This is a genomic window from Leptotrichia hofstadii, assembly GCF_007990525.1.
In the GTDB taxonomy this organism is placed as follows: Bacteria; Fusobacteriota; Fusobacteriia; order Fusobacteriales; family Leptotrichiaceae; genus Leptotrichia; species Leptotrichia hofstadii.
In genome coordinates, this window is the sequence record NZ_AP019823.1 from 1,552,414 (window position 1) to 1,568,991 (window position 16,578).

At 30.3% G+C, this 16,578-nt stretch carries 19 protein-coding genes and 1 riboswitch; of the genes, 5 read left to right on the plus strand and 14 right to left on the minus strand.

Annotated features, from left to right (window positions below; all coding sequences use genetic code 11):
* Positions 1–170 precede the first annotated feature (170 nt).
* The 5 genes from FVE77_RS07385 to FVE77_RS07405 all read left to right on the plus strand — a co-directional run bounded on the left by FVE77_RS07385 (position 171) and on the right by FVE77_RS07405 (position 3,875).
* Complete coding sequence (locus FVE77_RS07385) at positions 171–1,064, plus strand: helix-turn-helix transcriptional regulator (RefSeq protein WP_026746126.1); 894 nt, start codon at positions 171–173, stop codon at positions 1,062–1,064.
* Between the two features lie 80 nt (positions 1,065–1,144).
* Positions 1,145–1,816, plus strand: coding sequence for a hypothetical protein (locus FVE77_RS07390; RefSeq protein ID WP_026746125.1), 672 nt, complete (start codon positions 1,145–1,147; stop codon positions 1,814–1,816).
* Positions 1,817–1,993: 177 nt separating this feature from the next.
* Positions 1,994–2,467: a GyrI-like domain-containing protein gene (locus tag FVE77_RS07395; protein WP_026746124.1), complete on the plus strand. Its 474-nt coding sequence runs from the start codon at positions 1,994–1,996 to the stop codon at positions 2,465–2,467.
* Between the two features lie 19 nt (positions 2,468–2,486).
* Positions 2,487–3,119: a GyrI-like domain-containing protein gene (locus FVE77_RS07400; protein WP_026746123.1), complete on the plus strand. Its 633-nt coding sequence runs from the start codon at positions 2,487–2,489 to the stop codon at positions 3,117–3,119.
* Between the two features lie 141 nt (positions 3,120–3,260).
* Positions 3,261–3,875 (plus strand): DJ-1/PfpI family protein, encoded by a 615-nt coding sequence (locus tag FVE77_RS07405; protein WP_026746122.1) that lies wholly within the window; start codon positions 3,261–3,263, stop codon positions 3,873–3,875.
* A 40-nt stretch (positions 3,876–3,915) separates the two neighbouring features.
* Here the strand turns inward: FVE77_RS07405 and metK are convergent, their stop codons facing one another.
* From metK to FVE77_RS07465, 14 genes are all read right to left on the minus strand, one after another.
* Positions 3,916–5,070: a methionine adenosyltransferase gene (gene metK / locus FVE77_RS07410; protein ID WP_026746121.1), complete on the minus strand. Its 1,155-nt coding sequence runs from the start codon at positions 5,068–5,070 to the stop codon at positions 3,916–3,918.
* A 114-nt stretch (positions 5,071–5,184) separates the two neighbouring features.
* Positions 5,185–5,281, minus strand: a riboswitch (SAM riboswitch).
* A gap of 125 nt (positions 5,282–5,406) precedes the next feature.
* Positions 5,407–6,600, minus strand: coding sequence for an SEL1-like repeat protein (locus FVE77_RS07415; protein WP_026746120.1), 1,194 nt, complete (start codon positions 6,598–6,600; stop codon positions 5,407–5,409).
* Positions 6,601–6,679: 79 nt separating this feature from the next.
* The gene (locus tag FVE77_RS07420; RefSeq protein ID WP_026746119.1) at positions 6,680–8,329 is read right to left on the minus strand and encodes a phospholipase D family protein; all 1,650 of its coding nucleotides are present in this window, start codon (positions 8,327–8,329) and stop codon (positions 6,680–6,682) included.
* Positions 8,330–8,435: 106 nt separating this feature from the next.
* Complete coding sequence (locus tag FVE77_RS07425; RefSeq protein WP_026746118.1) at positions 8,436–9,803, minus strand: MATE family efflux transporter; 1,368 nt, start codon at positions 9,801–9,803, stop codon at positions 8,436–8,438.
* 110 nt (positions 9,804–9,913) lie between these two features.
* Positions 9,914–10,795 (minus strand): endonuclease/exonuclease/phosphatase family protein, encoded by an 882-nt coding sequence (locus FVE77_RS07430; RefSeq protein WP_026746117.1) that lies wholly within the window; start codon positions 10,793–10,795, stop codon positions 9,914–9,916.
* Between the two features lie 168 nt (positions 10,796–10,963).
* The gene (locus tag FVE77_RS12470) at positions 10,964–11,134 is read right to left on the minus strand and encodes a hypothetical protein (RefSeq protein WP_172966417.1); all 171 of its coding nucleotides are present in this window, start codon (positions 11,132–11,134) and stop codon (positions 10,964–10,966) included.
* A gap of 19 nt (positions 11,135–11,153) precedes the next feature.
* Positions 11,154–11,309 carry a hypothetical protein gene (locus FVE77_RS12475; RefSeq protein WP_154669757.1) on the minus strand — a complete coding sequence of 52 codons (156 nt, stop codon included), beginning with the start codon at positions 11,307–11,309 and terminating at the stop codon, positions 11,154–11,156.
* Positions 11,310–11,328: 19 nt separating this feature from the next.
* Positions 11,329–11,961 carry a hypothetical protein gene (locus tag FVE77_RS07435; protein ID WP_026746116.1) on the minus strand — a complete coding sequence of 211 codons (633 nt, stop codon included), beginning with the start codon at positions 11,959–11,961 and terminating at the stop codon, positions 11,329–11,331.
* A gap of 63 nt (positions 11,962–12,024) precedes the next feature.
* A complete protein-coding gene (locus FVE77_RS07440) occupies positions 12,025–12,333 on the minus strand; it encodes a DUF4298 domain-containing protein (protein ID WP_026746115.1) in 309 nt (102 codons plus the stop codon).
* Between the two features lie 117 nt (positions 12,334–12,450).
* Entirely contained in the window at positions 12,451–13,023 is a 573-nt protein-coding gene (gene efp, locus FVE77_RS07445; protein ID WP_021769660.1) for an elongation factor P, read from the minus strand.
* 100 nt (positions 13,024–13,123) lie between these two features.
* Entirely contained in the window at positions 13,124–13,885 is a 762-nt protein-coding gene (locus FVE77_RS07450; protein WP_026746114.1) for an SIMPL domain-containing protein, read from the minus strand.
* Between the two features lie 198 nt (positions 13,886–14,083).
* Positions 14,084–14,941 carry a prefoldin domain-containing protein gene (locus FVE77_RS07455; RefSeq protein WP_036087897.1) on the minus strand — a complete coding sequence of 286 codons (858 nt, stop codon included), beginning with the start codon at positions 14,939–14,941 and terminating at the stop codon, positions 14,084–14,086.
* A 58-nt stretch (positions 14,942–14,999) separates the two neighbouring features.
* Positions 15,000–15,902 carry a hypothetical protein gene (locus FVE77_RS07460; RefSeq protein ID WP_051254487.1) on the minus strand — a complete coding sequence of 301 codons (903 nt, stop codon included), beginning with the start codon at positions 15,900–15,902 and terminating at the stop codon, positions 15,000–15,002.
* A gap of 140 nt (positions 15,903–16,042) precedes the next feature.
* On the minus strand, positions 16,043–16,573 hold the full coding sequence (locus tag FVE77_RS07465; protein ID WP_026746113.1) for a hypothetical protein: 531 nt from the start codon (positions 16,571–16,573) through the stop codon (positions 16,043–16,045).
* Positions 16,574–16,578 lie beyond the last annotated feature (5 nt).

Sequence of the window (16,578 nt, forward strand, 5' to 3'; positions counted from 1 at the left end):
AAATTTATAAAAAACTTTGGAATAAGGAGTTTTGTCTGTTAATAGGCATTTCTCCTTTTTTTTCTATTTATTTGTCAACTATAATTTTTTTTCAAAAGAATTAAAATCAAGCTCCAAAGAATAAAATACCTTTGTTATATACAAATTATGCTATTAAGGAGTTCCTCATTATGAAAATCAATAGATTATTTGAAATTGTTTATTTATTACTTGAAAAAAATAGTATTACTTCAAAAGAACTTGCTGAACATTTTGAAGTATCAGTCAGAACAATTTATAGAGATATTGACATTCTCTCTTCTGCTGGTATTCCAGTCTATTTTCAAAGGGGAAAATCTGGCGGAATAAAGTTAATGGATAACTACGTCATAAATAAATCGCTACTTTCACAAAACGAGCAAAATGAAATACTTTATGCACTTCAAAGCTTAAACGCTACTAATTATCCTAATAACAATAAAACTCTTTCAAAATTAAGCACTATTTTTAACAAAAAGTCAGACAACTGGATAAAAATAGACTTTTCAAGATATAATTGCGATGATAGTACTTTATTTGAAAAAATTAAAGAGGCAATATTAACTAAACAAACCGTAAAATTTAACTATTTTAACACAAAAGGCGAACATTATGAAAGAACAGCAGACCCTTTAAATTTATGGTTTAAAGAAAAAGCATGGTACTTATTTGCCTATTGCCACAAAAAAAATGATATTCGTCAATTTAAAATAACAAGAATCAAAAATCTAACCTTAACAAATGAATATTTTGAAAAAACAATAAAAGACTTTGAAATAAATAACAAAAAAAGTACGGTAGAAACTATAAAAATCATAGTCGAAATAGATAAATCACAAGCATACCGTGTCTATGATGAATTTTCTGAAGAGAGTATAAACAAAATGGAAAATAGCAATTTTGAAGTTGTAATGGAATATCCTGAAAATGAATGGATTTACGGCTATCTTCTATCTTTTGGAGAACATTTAAAGGTAAGGGAGCCAGAGAGAATAAAGAAATTTCTGTTTGAAAAAATTGAAAAAATGAAGGAAAATTATAAATAGGAAAATATTTTTCAAAGTTTTTTTCAAGAATAAAATGCTATAATTTTCTAAAATATTAAAAACGAGAGGAAGTGTTGCAAATGAAAAAATTTTTAACAGTAACATTTTTATTTTTTAGCATCTTTGGATTTTCTAATGCTAAAAATAATACTTCAAATGATGAAAAACAAGCCGTTATCAACAGCTTTTATGATTTTATGAAATTTCACACAAGTCCTGAAAATGTCAAGAAAAATGTTTTTACAAACTCTGTGGAAGGTACAAATGAAATTTTGGGAAAAAATGTAAGCAATCAACGTAAAAAAAATTTAGAAGATATTGCAGCAAGTCAGACAAATAAATCATTAAAAAATTCTGCAGATTACTTAATAATCGCAAACTCAAAAATTTCATACAAAGTATTGGATGCCGAAATTAAAAATGGTACAGCTGTCCTAACTGTGCATATTAAAGGTCCTAATTTTACAGCTCATGCCTCTGAATTAGAAAATTACATAAAAAAAATTAGCAACGAAGAAAAGAAAAAAATTTCAAAAATGAACAATAAACAGTACCAAAGCTTTCTGCTAGAAAAAAGTTCTGAATTTTATTTGCAATTAGTTAAAAGAAATGATTTACAATATATGGAAAACGATATTAAAGTATATGTAAAAAAATACCCTAATACATGGGGCGTAATTCAAGATTACACCATAAATAATGCCATTTACAAATATCTTGGTTTTGGTTACGGTCCAGAATTGATGAGATAAATTATAAAAATTAATAAATATGGCAATATTTTATTGTCATATTTTTATTTTCAAAACTTTCCTTAACAAATATATTTTTTATAAATCAAAATTTTATTTTTTAATATGACATACTCTTGTCATATTATGATTGCTATAATTGATTTAATAAAAATTGATAAAAAAGGTGGTATAATTATGAAATACGAAATAGTAGAAATTAAAGAAAAAAAACTTGTTGGATTTAAAACAAGAGTGAAAGATGATGAAACAATGTCTGAAAAAATTTCAAATTTATGGAAAAAACTGTATTCTGAAAAAGGTGCTAAAAATATAAAGGACAGAACAAATGACAATGCTATTGGAGTCTATTATAACTACAGTGATGAAAATGGATTTGAGTACGACTGTCTTACAGGCTGTGAAGTGAAAAATAAAATTGATGAAATTCCTGAAGATATGACAAGGCTAGAAATTCCTGAAGGAAAATATGCAAAATTTGTGATTTTTGGTGACCCTGTAAAGGCTGTTGGAGAATTTTGGTATAAATTTTGGGAAGAATTTGGGAAAGAAAAATCTGATATAAGAAATTATACCTATGATTTTGAAGAATATATAGCAGGTAATGATTATGAAAATATGGAAATTCACATTTATATCAGCATAAAATAATAACTAGGAGATTATAGTTATGGCATTTGATTTTAAGAAGGAATTTAAAAAATTTTATAGACCGTCAGAAAAACCTGAAATTATAGAAATCCCTAAAATGAATTTTATAGCAGTGCGAGGAAAAGGAAATCCCAACGAAAAAGATGGCGAGTATCAGAAAGCAGTTGAAATGCTATATGGAGTTGCCTACACTCTTAAGATGAGCTATAAAACAGAATACAAAATTGAAGGATTTTTTGAATATGTTGTTCCTCCGTTGGAAGGACTCTGGTGGCAGGAAAATGTAAAGCATGAAAATTATCTGCTAAACAAGGAATTATTTAACTGGATTTCTTTAATTAGAGTGCCTGATTTTATTAAAAAGGAAGATGTGGAATGGGCTATAAAGTATGCTACTGAAAAAAAGAAAAAGGATTTTTCAAAAGTTGAATTTTTCAGATATAATGAAGGGCTTTGCGTACAATGTATGCATACAGGAAGCTACAATGAAGAACCTGAAACTATCCAAAGAATGAATGACTTTGCACAAAAAAATGGATATAATATAGAATTAACAGGGAAAAGATATCACCATGAAATTTATTTGAGCGATCCAAGAAAGGCAGATGTGAATAAGATTAAGACTGTGATAAGACAGCCTGTAAAAAATTAAAAATTTGACTTTTTTTGTATTATAATTTATAATATTTTCAATTCTTTTAAAACTTTTTAAAATTAAACTATTAAAAACGAAATGATTTTATTTGGTTTTAAAATAGAAAATTGATTACAACTAAGAAAGGACAAAATGATAATGAAAAAAATAGTTTTTTTAATTTTAGATGAATTTGCAGACTGGGAAACTGCATTTCTGGCTTCGGCATTAAATGAAGAAAATATAACTCAAAATTATTCAGTAAGTTATGCTTCAACTGATAAGGATGTTAAAGTATCAATGGGTAATTTAAAAATACTGCCTGACATGACATTAGAAGAAATCACCGAAGACAATACTGATGGATTGATTTTAATTGGAGGAAAAACTTGGAGAAATCAGAACTTTGAAACAAACTACACACTTATTGAACTTGTTAAAAAATTTAAGAATAATCCAAATAAAGTTGTGGGAGCAATTTGTGATGCTGCTTATTTCCTTGCAACTAATGGACTCCTAAATGATTGCAAACATACTGTAAACAGTCTTGCTGAAATAAAGGATAATGAAAATTATACAAATTCTGAAAATTTTGTGAAAGCAGAATCAGTAATTGATGGAAAGATGGTAACTGCAAGAGGCGACAGTCCTCTTCATTTTGCAAAAGATGTAATGAAAGCGTTAGGCGATATTCCTGAAAAAAATATAAATTTCTTTTTTGATATGTATACAATTGGATTTGAAAAGGCTTTTGAAAAATATTCTAATAAATAAAAAGTTAAAGGGAGTGACTTATTCACTCCCTATTTTTGAATTATTTTCCCAATTCTTGTTTTAATCCTTCAACTTTATCCAGTTTTTCCCAAGGTAAATCAATATCAGTTCTTCCAATATGTCCAAATGCCGCTAAATCCTGGTATCTGAATGACGGTTTTCTCAAGTTTAATGATTTTTGGATTCCATTCGGTGTTAAGTCAAATAATTTTGCAACAGCCTCTTCAATTCTTGTTTCTTCAACTGTCCCAGTTCCAAATGTCTCTACACGAATTGACACTGGTTCAACAACACCTATCGCATAAGATAGCTGAACTTCACATTTTGCGGCAAATCCTGCCGCAACAATATTTTTGGCAATCCATCTCGCCGCATAAGCTGCCGATCTGTCAACTTTCGATGGATCTTTTCCAGAAAATGCTCCTCCACCATGTCTAAAGTATCCACCATAAGTATCAATTATAATCTTTCTTCCAGTAAGTCCAGAATCTCCGTGAGGCCCTCCTATTACAAATCTTCCAGTTGGATTAATATGAAATTTTCTCACATTTTCAATATTCAAGTTATATTTTTCCAACACAGGTTTTATCACAAGCTCTTTCAAATCCTTTTCAATTTGTTCATTTGTAACATCTTCATTATGCTGTACAGAAAGTACAACTGTGTCAACATTCAATAATTTTCCGTTTTCATCATACGCCAATGTAACCTGAGATTTTGCGTCTGGTCTTGCCCAGGCTAGTGTTCCATTTCTTGTAATTTCAGTTAATTTTTGTATAATACCACGTGATAACACAAGTGCCAAAGGCATTAATTCTTCAGTTTCATTAACTGCTCCTCCAAACATAATCCCCTGATCTCCAGCTCCACCTGTATCGACTCCCATCGAAATGTCAGGCGACTGTGAATGAATAGTGTTTAATACACCGCAGTCAGAATCAAATCCCATTCCTGGACGGTATCCAATTTCATAAATTTTATCTCTGACAATCTTCTGCACATCCACATAAGTCTTAGTAGTAATTTCTCCCCCAACAACTACAAGTCCAGTAGTTGCAAAAGTTTCACACGCCACTCTTGAAGTTTCATCATCTGCAAGACAAGCATCCAATATTGAATCTGAAATTTGATCACAAATTTTATCTGGATGCCCCGGTGATACGAATTCTGATGTAAAGTAAATTTTTTTAGCCATTTTTTTCCTCCTAATTTTTTATTTCTAAATTTTTCCTCTTAAAAATATGCTTTTCTCTAATTCAAATTTTATTTTAAAATAAAAAAACTCTTCCTGCAAGGAAGAGAATTAAAATTCTTATCTTTGCATTCAATGCCGGATTTAGCACCTTGTTTTTACAGGTTGCTGGATACTCAAACGGGCCGTTCCCTTGTATCTCTCTTGATAAGTTTTATTAAATTATTTCTATAATTAGATACATCTTATTAAATAGCATAAATTTTAATTTTGAATTTCAAATATTTGCACTGTAAAATAAGTATATAACATTTTTTTCAAAATGTCAATATCTAAAAATTATTTATATTCCATCGCCTTTTTCTTCATAATATCATCTATGCTTGAATTTGAAGATTTATTAGCAGGTTTTGAAGCTTGTGCCTGCTGTTTTTCTGATTTTTCTGATTTAGCTTCATTTTTTGCGGCTTCTTCAGCTTTACTCTTGCTCTTTACATTGCTAAGGGTACTTTCTGTAAGACTTTGAGAAGAATTCCCATTTCCAAGGAAAGTTTTTACTTGCTTGTCATTTGATTTTTTCTCAGTAATCACTCCCCCTTTTTCAATTCTCTCAACTGTAGCGGCGGCATTCTTATCTCCATTCTTGGCAGCTATTTTATACCATTTAAGGGCTTCTGTCATATTATTCTGCTTATGGTACGACAGTGCGATTGGCATAGCCATTGCCTTATTTCCGGCATTGTATGCTTTTAGCAGGTATGGACGTGATTCTGACTGTTTTCCTCCATCATACAGTATTGCCCCTATTTCAAAATTTGCTTCCTTAACGCCACGGTTTGCGGCTTTCTGAAACCATCTTACAGCCTCGGAATTATTTTTTAGCTGTTTATTCAAAAGTGCAACCCTGATGTCAGCTTCCTTAATACCAGCATTGTATGCCTTTTCAAATTCGGCCTTGGCTTCACTGTATCTTTTGGCCTTTATCAAATCGACTCCTCTATTATATGCTTCCGCTCCTGGACGCATTTTTATCTGTCTCATCTGCATCTGCTGTCTTCCTTCATGTGTAGCTGCTGTTTTTGGAAGTTTTGCAATCAGCTTGTTAGCTTCTTCATTATTTCCTTCCTGCTTTAATATTACTGCAAGGTTATAAATTGCTTCAGGATAATTTCTGTTTACCCCGTACTGAAGAATTTGTTTTACCTTCTCATTGTTTTTCAAATTATAGTAAAGCTGGGCAAGGGACATTATTGCCTCCTTATCTCCATTTTCAGCTTTTATTAGCGCTTCTGAAACTTTTAAAGGATCAATCTGATTGTCAATCAAGTTCTGTTGCTCTTCAGGAGTTAAGTTTCTTATCTCAGGATTCCCCTGTGCCTGTCCTCCAAGATTAAAAATCTCTGTATTAATATCCTTTGTCTGCTGTTGTGCCTGCTGGCTCTCTTTCTTTTCTTCCTTTTTCTTTTTAAAGCACGAAACTGACATCATTCCAATAGCTAAAATTACTATTGCAAACATTATTTTTCTTTTCATTCGTTTCTCATTCCTCTCTTTCAAATTCTTTTTATTTTATAATTTTTAATTTAATAAATTTTTTGACCATTTTTTATATCTAAAACGATCCTAATTGTGTTGCATCCAATATTTTATACATAAAATCTGTACTCGCCTTCGTAGTTGGCTCATCATCAAAATTTACTGTAAACAAGCCATCCTTATTTTTCCATAATCTGTCAAAATATGTATAAATATCCTTTGTCAGCTTGGAATTTTTATTTGTCAAAATTCTGAAATTAGCATCCATTATGTAACCACGTATATTTTTTTTGATTAAATTAGCCGAACCTGTGTGTATTATAACATTGCCATCTGTTTTTTTGATTAGTGTTATCTTTGTGTGATATTGCTCATTATTCGTAAAATACCATTTCACTTCTATTTTATTTTTGGTTTTTTTCTTCAATTTCTTAGAAACAGGTTTGTTAGGCAGTCCATTCGTGCTCATCCCAAAAGCATCTCTACTTCTATCAAAAATAATCCGAACTTTTACACCACGATTTGCAGCTTTTATCAATCTGTTAACAACACCTTTATCAGCCAAAAAATACATACCCATAAGTATTTCATCCCCTGCTCTCGTACTGTCAATGTCCTTATCCAGATGCTCCCCAATTTTTGCTTCTGTCACAAACTGAAGCTGATACTTATTATTTTCATCATCAAATCTGGTAATCGTATCTCCATTTTTCTGATTTTCATTTTCAGAATTTTGACTTTTTTCAGGAAGTTCTCCAGTTTGCACAAACCTTCTTGTTTCCTCCTCCACAAATTCTTTCTTCTTATTCTCAATTTCTTTAACTTGCTTTTCAGTTTCACTTTCAGAAAAATTATTTTCCTCACTTGTCTGGTTGTCCGTTAAATTTCCAATTTGTCTGTTATTTATTTTATTCTCCTGCTTACCAGTTACATCGATTTTCCCATCTGAAAATTCAGCCACAAGCTGTAATCCATGCAAAACATCTTTTGTAATTTCTCCATTAGCTGATATTGCCACATTTTCATGAAAATAACTCGGATCGTGAATGTTAGCACTCGAAACCACAACATTTTCCTCATTTAAAAATATTTTTCTGTGATCCGCCTTTACATTCAATGCCCTCAACAAATTCCTCAAAGTCAATTTAGGCCACATAGGCCCGTAAAAGTTTCCAATCCATCCTTTCCCCTGTGGATTCCCATGAGGTGCTATCAATGTTCTCCAAATTGGCGAATACCAAGGAAATGTATCCTTCAGCTTAAAAATATCCACCATTATAACATCAATCCCAGCATTTTTCATATCCGTAATAAACGGATGCTCAAACGCCCCATACAAATTATTATTCTCATCTGAAAGCACATATACCTTCAAATCAGGATTTTCCATCTTCTTTTTAATAAGCCTTCTCGTATATTCCTTAGCAAACTCTGGAAAATGCTCCTTATCCTTATTATAAATGTCATTAAACAAAAACATCTCCACAATCAGATAATCCTTTGCTTCATCCACAATCTTATAAGTAGCCTCCCAAATCTTCCTGTCATACCGAATATTCCCATCCTTATCCAGATAAGTCAAATCATAATGAAACTCAACATTATCACTATCCCGCAACGGACCTTCATAATTTACTCCAAGTGGAGGAGTTTTTATTGTGGAACATGAAATTGTAAAGGCTGTTAAAATACCAATTAATAAAGACTTTTTTCTCTTTAAACTCATTAATTTATTCTCCTCACTGTCTTAAATTTCTTTTTTATTCACAACTTAACCATATTCTTTTATTTTTAGCTACTTTCCTTTTAAATATTTCATTTTTATAAAATCTCTAATTTACTAGATTATTTATCCACTTCTTGCTCTTTAATCTCCATACACACGGAAATATTTTTATAACTTCATCACTGCACGAAAGTAAATATACAAATACAACTGGAAAGCCTAAATGTAATCCAGAAAAATATGTTATTGGGATAGCAACAAACCAAAGCGGAATCAAGTCCACAAACATTGTCCAGAGCGTATCCCCTCCCGAACGTAAAATTCCAACTAACAGCTGTAAACTAATTGCCTTTATAAAAATTACAAATACTTCCGCCTTTACAACTTCTCTTGCTAACGGATAACTTTTTTCGTTTACATGCTGCAGGATAAATGGACTGAAAATGAAGACAATTACTCCTATAATAATTCCTGAAATAACAGCCACCTTTAATAAAATTATCGAATAGTCATAAGCATTTTCTTCCCTTCCAGCACCAATCTCGTTACCAATTATAGCCGAAGTTGCGCTCGAAAGTCCAAATAACAATGTCAATACAAGACTGCTAATTGATTTTACAACCTGAACTGCAGCCGCAAAATTTGTTCCCATTCTTCCAAAAATCATTACATACATACTTGCACCAAGTACCCACAATATTTCATGAATAAAAACAGGAAGCGATATTTTCATAACTTTTACAAAAAATTCCATCGACAAATCAAATAATTCATTTATTTTCCCTGCAATTGGCAATTTTAACTTGTAAATCACATAAATTATATAAAAAGTGCTTATAATTCTCGCAATAACTGTTGCAACCGCGGCGCCACGTACTCCCATCGCAGGAAATCCAAAATGTCCAAAAATTAACATATAGTTTATGGCTACATTTATCAAAAGCCCTATTACACTTGAGTAAAATGAATATTTGGTTTTCCCTATTGCACGAAGCTGCATATTAAAGGCAAAACCAACTCCCACAAGTGGATAAGTCCACGCTACTATACGTAAATATGAAGCCCCTATTTCTATAACTTTTTTGTCATTTGTGAATACTGAAATTACAAGTTCTGGGGTAAACAATCCTGCGAAAAGAAATAGCAACGAAAATAAAAATCCAACAATTATTGTTATTCCAAGACATTTTTTCAGATTTTTGTAATCCTTGTTCCCAAAATACTGAGCCGCCAAAATTCCACCGCCACTATTCATCCCAAAAAGTGAAGTCATAAAAATCATAAACATCTGATTTGCAAACCCCAATCCTGCAACAGCAACTGTCCCCAGCCCAAGCGCCACAATCTCTTTCCCCACCATAAACATATCAACAAAGTTCATAAGTGCGTAAATCATATTTTCAATTGCCACAGGCAATCCAATATTAATAACCTTTTTATAAACCAATTTTCTATTTAATGCTTTTTCTTTCATTTATTTCCTTTCTTTTTCATTGATATTTTTTTAGATTTTCTCAACAGTTTCAGTTTACTTAATAATATTTTTTCCTTAACAAAATAAATTTTTAACTTTAATAAATCTATTTAATCTAAATCCTCCAATGTTGAATATTCTGAAAATATCAACAAATGGTCTGACACATATTTTTTTATTATAGCATAATTATTATTTTTTATAAAGTTATAAACTCCAAAATTTCCAGTAAATTCTTTTGTTTTTTCAAAATTTATAAAAAAATTATCATAAGAACTTACAAGTTTACTATCCGAAAGTGTAGTCAAGTTTTCTTCAGGATTTAAAACATACTTGACGTTATATTTAGCATCCATATTTTTAAAAGCCATATTGTCAGCAGGCGTATTAAAATCCCCAGCGATAATTATATCATCCTCATCTGTCAATTTAGAAAAATATTCATAAACATTGACATAATTTGCTGCCTCAAGCAGTCTCTGCTTTTCCTTATCACCAAAAACCGAATGTGCAATGATGTATACAAAATCAAAGTTTCCAGCCTTAAAATAAGCACCATACGGCTCTCTCATAAACTCATTCTCATCCTTTTCCTTATAAAATCCAAGCCCTCTTGCCTCAGAAAATTTGCTTTTCCTATAAATAAATGCAAAATATTCACGATAGTTTTCACTTCCTACAGAATTTTCCGAAATAATATAATCCCACTTCTCATTAGTCAGCTTTTCCAAATATGCTTGCGTTTTTTTAACTCCCTTCTCATTCATAACCTCTTCCAGCCCGATTAAATCAAACTTTGCCAAAATCTGTGCAAATGTCCGATAATCTTTTTGCTTCTCTCCAAGCCGTAATGCATTAAATGATGCCACCAAAATCGTATTTTCATTCTTATTTATACCAATTTCCTCATTTACCTGCCCTTTTTTAAAACAGGAAAATATCCCAAAAATTAAAAATACAAAAATTAGCCCTTTTACTGTTCTATCTTTCATCTCAATCAACCCCTTGATTTTTTAATTTTCTATTTTAAATTCAATATTATTCATAACATACCATTTCGATATTTCCTCCAAAATTTCCAAAAATTTCTCTCGCTCAGGCTTAACCAATTCATAATCTACCATTTTTGTAAAAGTTATACCAAAATTATAGCGTATTTCTTACCTTTTCTTAAATATTCTAAACTCCAAATTATATTTGCTTGCTTTATTCACAGCTATACTCATAACTTGCTCAACTTTTATTCTGTTAATGTCATCTCCAGTGTTTATAATTAATTTATCCTGATGAAAAGTTATGCTATAAATCATTGCTTCCAGCTTTTTTCTCAAATTATTTTTTTAATAAGCCCTATTTATTTACATATTCCGTTTCAATAACTCTTTTATGAAATTTTTCAACATAAATAGCTTCTTTCAAATCATCATCTTCAAAATAATAAATTATTTCATTTTTTATTACAATTTTCTTTTCAAAAAATGACTTTTCATAAATTTCTGTATTCATTTTGTCTATCTTTCACAATCTAAAATTTAAATTCCAAAACAATACTCTCACTAAGTATTTCCCTCAATTTTTCCTTGTCCTCAAAACTCAACCAATCCGTACTTTCCTGTAAAACCATTCGTCTTCCAAAATATTTTACTTTTTTAAAAGCTCTTAAAACTTCAACTATAACAGTTCTTCTAGGATGCCTCCCTGCAAATCTTTCATATGAAACTTCCTCCAAAACGACTTCCTTTTCCATAAAGTTCAAATTAGCTTTCCTTATCCCAAATTCATAAAATTTTACATTTTTATCCTCAACAACTATTTTTATCATAGAATAATAAGAAATGTATAAAACTAAATAACTAAATATAAAAATAATTATTTGAATTCTATTAACAAATACGCTGTAATTAAATATAGCTGCTAACATAAAAATATTGCTTTCTATTATTTGAGCCTTTCTCTTTAGTACTTCAAAAAGCAATATAAATATTGCATTTAAAATTGGAAAAATAATAATTTTTAAATGAATAGAACTTTCATCTACTGGGAAATTTTGAATATTTGGAACAAACATCCATAAACATAAAATCACTATAAAGATAAATACTTTTATGAGTTTTCTTTTCAAAATTTTAAAATCTGTCTTAAATACAATTTTTTCCATTCACATTTTTCCTTTCTAAACATTTCAATATCTATTTACTTTTATTTTTATTCTATATTTTAACTATCTTCTTAACATCTTCGCTGCAATCTCCACCATCCTAATTGCCAGCTCATGATTTTCCCCAAACAAATTATAAGCTCCGTCTTCGCTCAAAACTCCACATTTCAAGTCTTGTGGCAAAACACCGTTATTAAAATCTTCTACATCTAAAAACCAGTTTTCACTGCTGTAATATTCATCCAGCTTTTTATAATCTGACAAATTTTCTTCCAGCTTATCCAACACTATATTCAATTTCCTAAAAATATCTGCTGATTTATCCATGATTTTTTCCATTTCTTCAACTCTTTTTATTTTATCATTTTTCATTAAATTTACCTCTTTTATTTTTAATTTATATTTAATTTTTTCTTATTTTTTCAAAAAAAGCTACCGATTTGCGATAGCTGTATTTTTGTTATTATATTCCTAGATTTTAAATTTTTATTAATTTGCTCTTTCGATGTATTCACCAGTTCTTGTATCAATTTTGATTTTATCTCCAATTGCTACAAACAAAGGTACTTGCAAAGTGTAACCTGTTGATACTGTGGCAGGTTTTGTTGCACGTCCGATTGTATCTCCTTTTAGTCCTGGCTCTGTATAAGTTACTTCTCTAACTACAGTATTTGGTAATTCTACACCAACCGGAGTCCCTTCATACATTAACACTTGTATAATCATTTCTTCTTCCAGGAAGTTTACCGCGTCTCCCAAATCCTCAGTTGACAAAGTAATTTGCTCAAAAGTTTCCTGATCCATGAAGTTATATTCTCCATCAATTTCATATAAAAATTGCATTTGATTTCTGTCAAGAATGATGTCATCCATAAGTTCAGTTGCCAAAACTGTAATTTCCTGAATTTTTCCAGAAATTAATTCTTTTGTTTTAAATTTAACTTCTGCTGCTCTTTGTCTTTTTCCTGATGTTGACTGATGTCTTTCAGCTTTTAATATTAAATATGGGATGTTGTCCTTTCTATATGTACTTCCTTGTCTTAATTCTGCTGCTGGTTTCATTAATTTTTTCCTCCTAAATTTTTACTTTATTTATAATTTGTTTTTTAACCTATTAATTTTCATGACTACGACAAAATAATCATAGCCTTAACTTCTACATTTAATATTTTATCAAATAAGTTGCAGTTACTACTACTCTTAGCTTTTTATAAATTTGATTAGCCTCATTTTCATTAATTCTTCTCACATCTTCTGTATCTTCAAGTATCTCAAATTGCCCTTGACTAATATTTTTTAGTCCACCAATTTCATTGTTGTTTACTTTTAACATCTCAATTGCTCTTATTTCAGCATTTCTTGAAGCATCGACAACTAAATCCTTTTTGTATCTTTCAATATTTGTTATAAAATATTCAGGCATATTTATTTCTATATTGTTACTTTGCAATTTAAGTTCTGATAATTTTTCATAAAACTCTTCTGCCTTATCAATATTTTTTGTGACTATTGAAATTGTTTCAATCCCATCATAACTGGAAATTTTAACAACTGGCAGTGTTGTTGCAGTATTTTCAGATGATTGTTTTGTATTTAATGTATTTTCCAGATAATTGGGCTGAATACGCAGATTTCCTATACTATATTCATTTGTATCAATTTTAAGGCTTTTAATTAAATCAGTTACCAACGTTTCCCTGTCTGATATTTGTTTTTTCAATTCATCCAGATTATCAGACTTTTGGGTAATAACGATGTTTATAAGTGCCTTATCTGCTTTAATTCTACGTTCAGCGACTCCCTTTACCGTAATTCTGTTTTCATCCTTATTCGCTTTATTCATAGCATTTGAAATTAATGCGGAAGATATTATTAATCCAAAGGATAATATTATAGGGATTATTATAAATTGTATCTTTTTCAATTTTTACTCCTTTACTGAACTTTACAGCTGTTATAGTATTTAAGTATCTAAAATTATGTTTTATTTACATAAAAGTCCTATCAAATTATAGATTATTTTAATAAAAAAGTCAATTGCTATGCAAAATTTTTTTAACTTTTCTTTTTTAATTTTAAAAAATAAAACAAGGGTAATAATTATACTACCCCTGTATTAATATTAATTACTTTGTTTATACATTAACCAGCCATTAAAGTATAAAAAGCTGCTGTCTCGTCCACTTATTCTATTAATCTGTCCATTTTCCAGATACCATTTATTTCTATTCATTACTGCATCGTAATTTTTTTCTTCTGCTAAGCTAACTGTGATTGTTACAGGTCCTGTATTTTTTACAGAGTCTCCACTGTTAATTACACAATTCTCAAAGGCAATATCAGCCATATATCCATGCTCAGCAAATGAATCGTCAACTGTATCAGTACCAAATGCAGATTCAGCAGGATTCGGATTCACACAGTAGCTTCCTTTTTTTACACCTATGGGGCTTCTTACAACTAATTTTTCATTGCTTTCCTTAGGAGTTTCTTCTTTTTGTTCGTCTTTTGGCTGTTCTGCTTTTTTTTGTTCCTGCTGTTGTACTGTTTCAGCAGTTGAAGTTTGTGGACTTGTTACAGTTGGCATATTCTGATTTTTCGATATTGCCGCCATTTCCTTTTTTAAATTCTCTTTTTTCTTTTTATTCTGGCTTCTTAGATAAAAAATTCCTGATCCAACTATAACTATAAATATTGCAACTAGAGCCGCCAGAATTGTTGTCATCCTATTTGAAAGATATTTTTCCTCAACCTCCTCTTCATCCTCTTCCTCATTTCCTTTTGAATTACCTGTTTTTCTAGCAGATTCTTCTGTTTTTCCTGTATTTGTGGCACTGCTTCCTCCTACGCCACCATAAACTGTTTTCTCCAGCTCTTCCTTCTCTTTTTGTAAATCCTGGATTTCCTTCTGGCGTTTTAATTCTTCTATCTCTTTTTCTAATCGCTCTTTTGCATCTTCACCAAATTGGCTATCATCCATAATATCCTCCTAAAAATTAACAATACTAACAGTAAGGTTTATACTGTTATAACTTTTTTTACATGTCCATATTAAATTTCATAACTTTATTAAACTTAGGATCCATCTCATCAGGCACTGTCCATTCACCATTTACTTTTGTATACGGTATGTCAAAAGTTTCTTCAATATATTTTAAATTAGGATCTTTCAATTTTTGATCAATTAATTCCTTCATCCATTCAAAAATCTTTTGATTCAGCTCCTCTTCTGTTGCCGATTTTCCTTTCATTTGCTGCGCTTCTTTTTCTGCTTTTTGGTTAAGAAGTGTTCGTATTTCTGATAGATCAGGAGCTTTTAGCGTTACATTTAAAACAACTTTATCTCCATTTTCAGTCACATTATTTATCGTATAAGTTACCTTTTTAAATGCTTCGCTAAATGCTTTTGTTGTCTCAAGTTCATCTTTATCTGTAATTTGAGAAGCGTAATCTCCTTTTTGAAAAAATCCAATAGCTTCCTTAAAAATAGTTTCAGCCGCTTCTTTTCCGCTCATTTGATCCGTTTGAGCTTTTGATGTTGTCACACTTGCCATAGTTTGACCTTGAAATACGCTTGCCACTGAGTTATTTTTGAAACTTGCTTTTTTCTTTTTATTATTTGAATTTAAGAAAAAAATCCCAGTTCCTGCAGAAATGGCAACTAATGAAATTACAGCCACCAAAATTATAATCTTCTTTTTATTTGAAAAAAAGTTTGTTCCTTCATCTGAACGATTTTCATTTTGTTTACCTTTTTCAACTTTTTTCTTGGTATTTTCATCCTTTTCTGCAGCCTTGCTTCCTCCTACGCTGTCAAACATTGTCTTTTCGAGTTCTTCTTTTTGTCTTTGCAGCTCCCTAATTTCTTTCTGACGTTTTAATTCCTGAATTTCTCTTTCCAATTCTTCTTTTGATTCTTCATTAAATTTATTGTTGTCCATAATATTTTCCTCCTAAAAATCATATACATCTTTTACAGTAAATATTATACCACAAAAAATTTAAAAAATCAAACATTTTTTACAGAAAAATTTTTACTGTTATAATTTAAGTTTTTCTGAAATATCTAATTTTGAATAAACTATATTGGGAAATTAAAAGATACCGCTTTAATAAATTGTGGATTATTTTCCTCTATTTCCCAGCTATCCCCCTGTTTTATATACGTAATATCAAATGTTTCCTCAAAATATTTTAAATTAGAATCATTTAATTTCTCATTTACCACTTCCTTTAAAATTGCCATGCTTTGCTTATTAAATTCTTCCTCTGATTTTCCACTCAATGATTGAGCTTCTTTTGATATTCTGTTTTTAAACATTTCTGCTGTTTCTGATAAATCAGGATACTTCATAGTAATATTTACAAGAATTTTATCTTTATTTTTCTCTGTCGTATTGTTAATTTTATAGGACATCTTTTTATATGCTCCCTCAAATGCCTTGAATACATTTTCAGTCTGTTTGTCAACCTTTAATGCAGAAAAATTTCCTTTTTGAAGTGCTCCCATTGTTTCTTTTACATCATTTTCAACAGCTTTCTTTTCATTCTGGCAGCTCACTAATGTCAACATCAAAACTAGTCCTATAATAATTGATACTATTTTTTTCATATCGG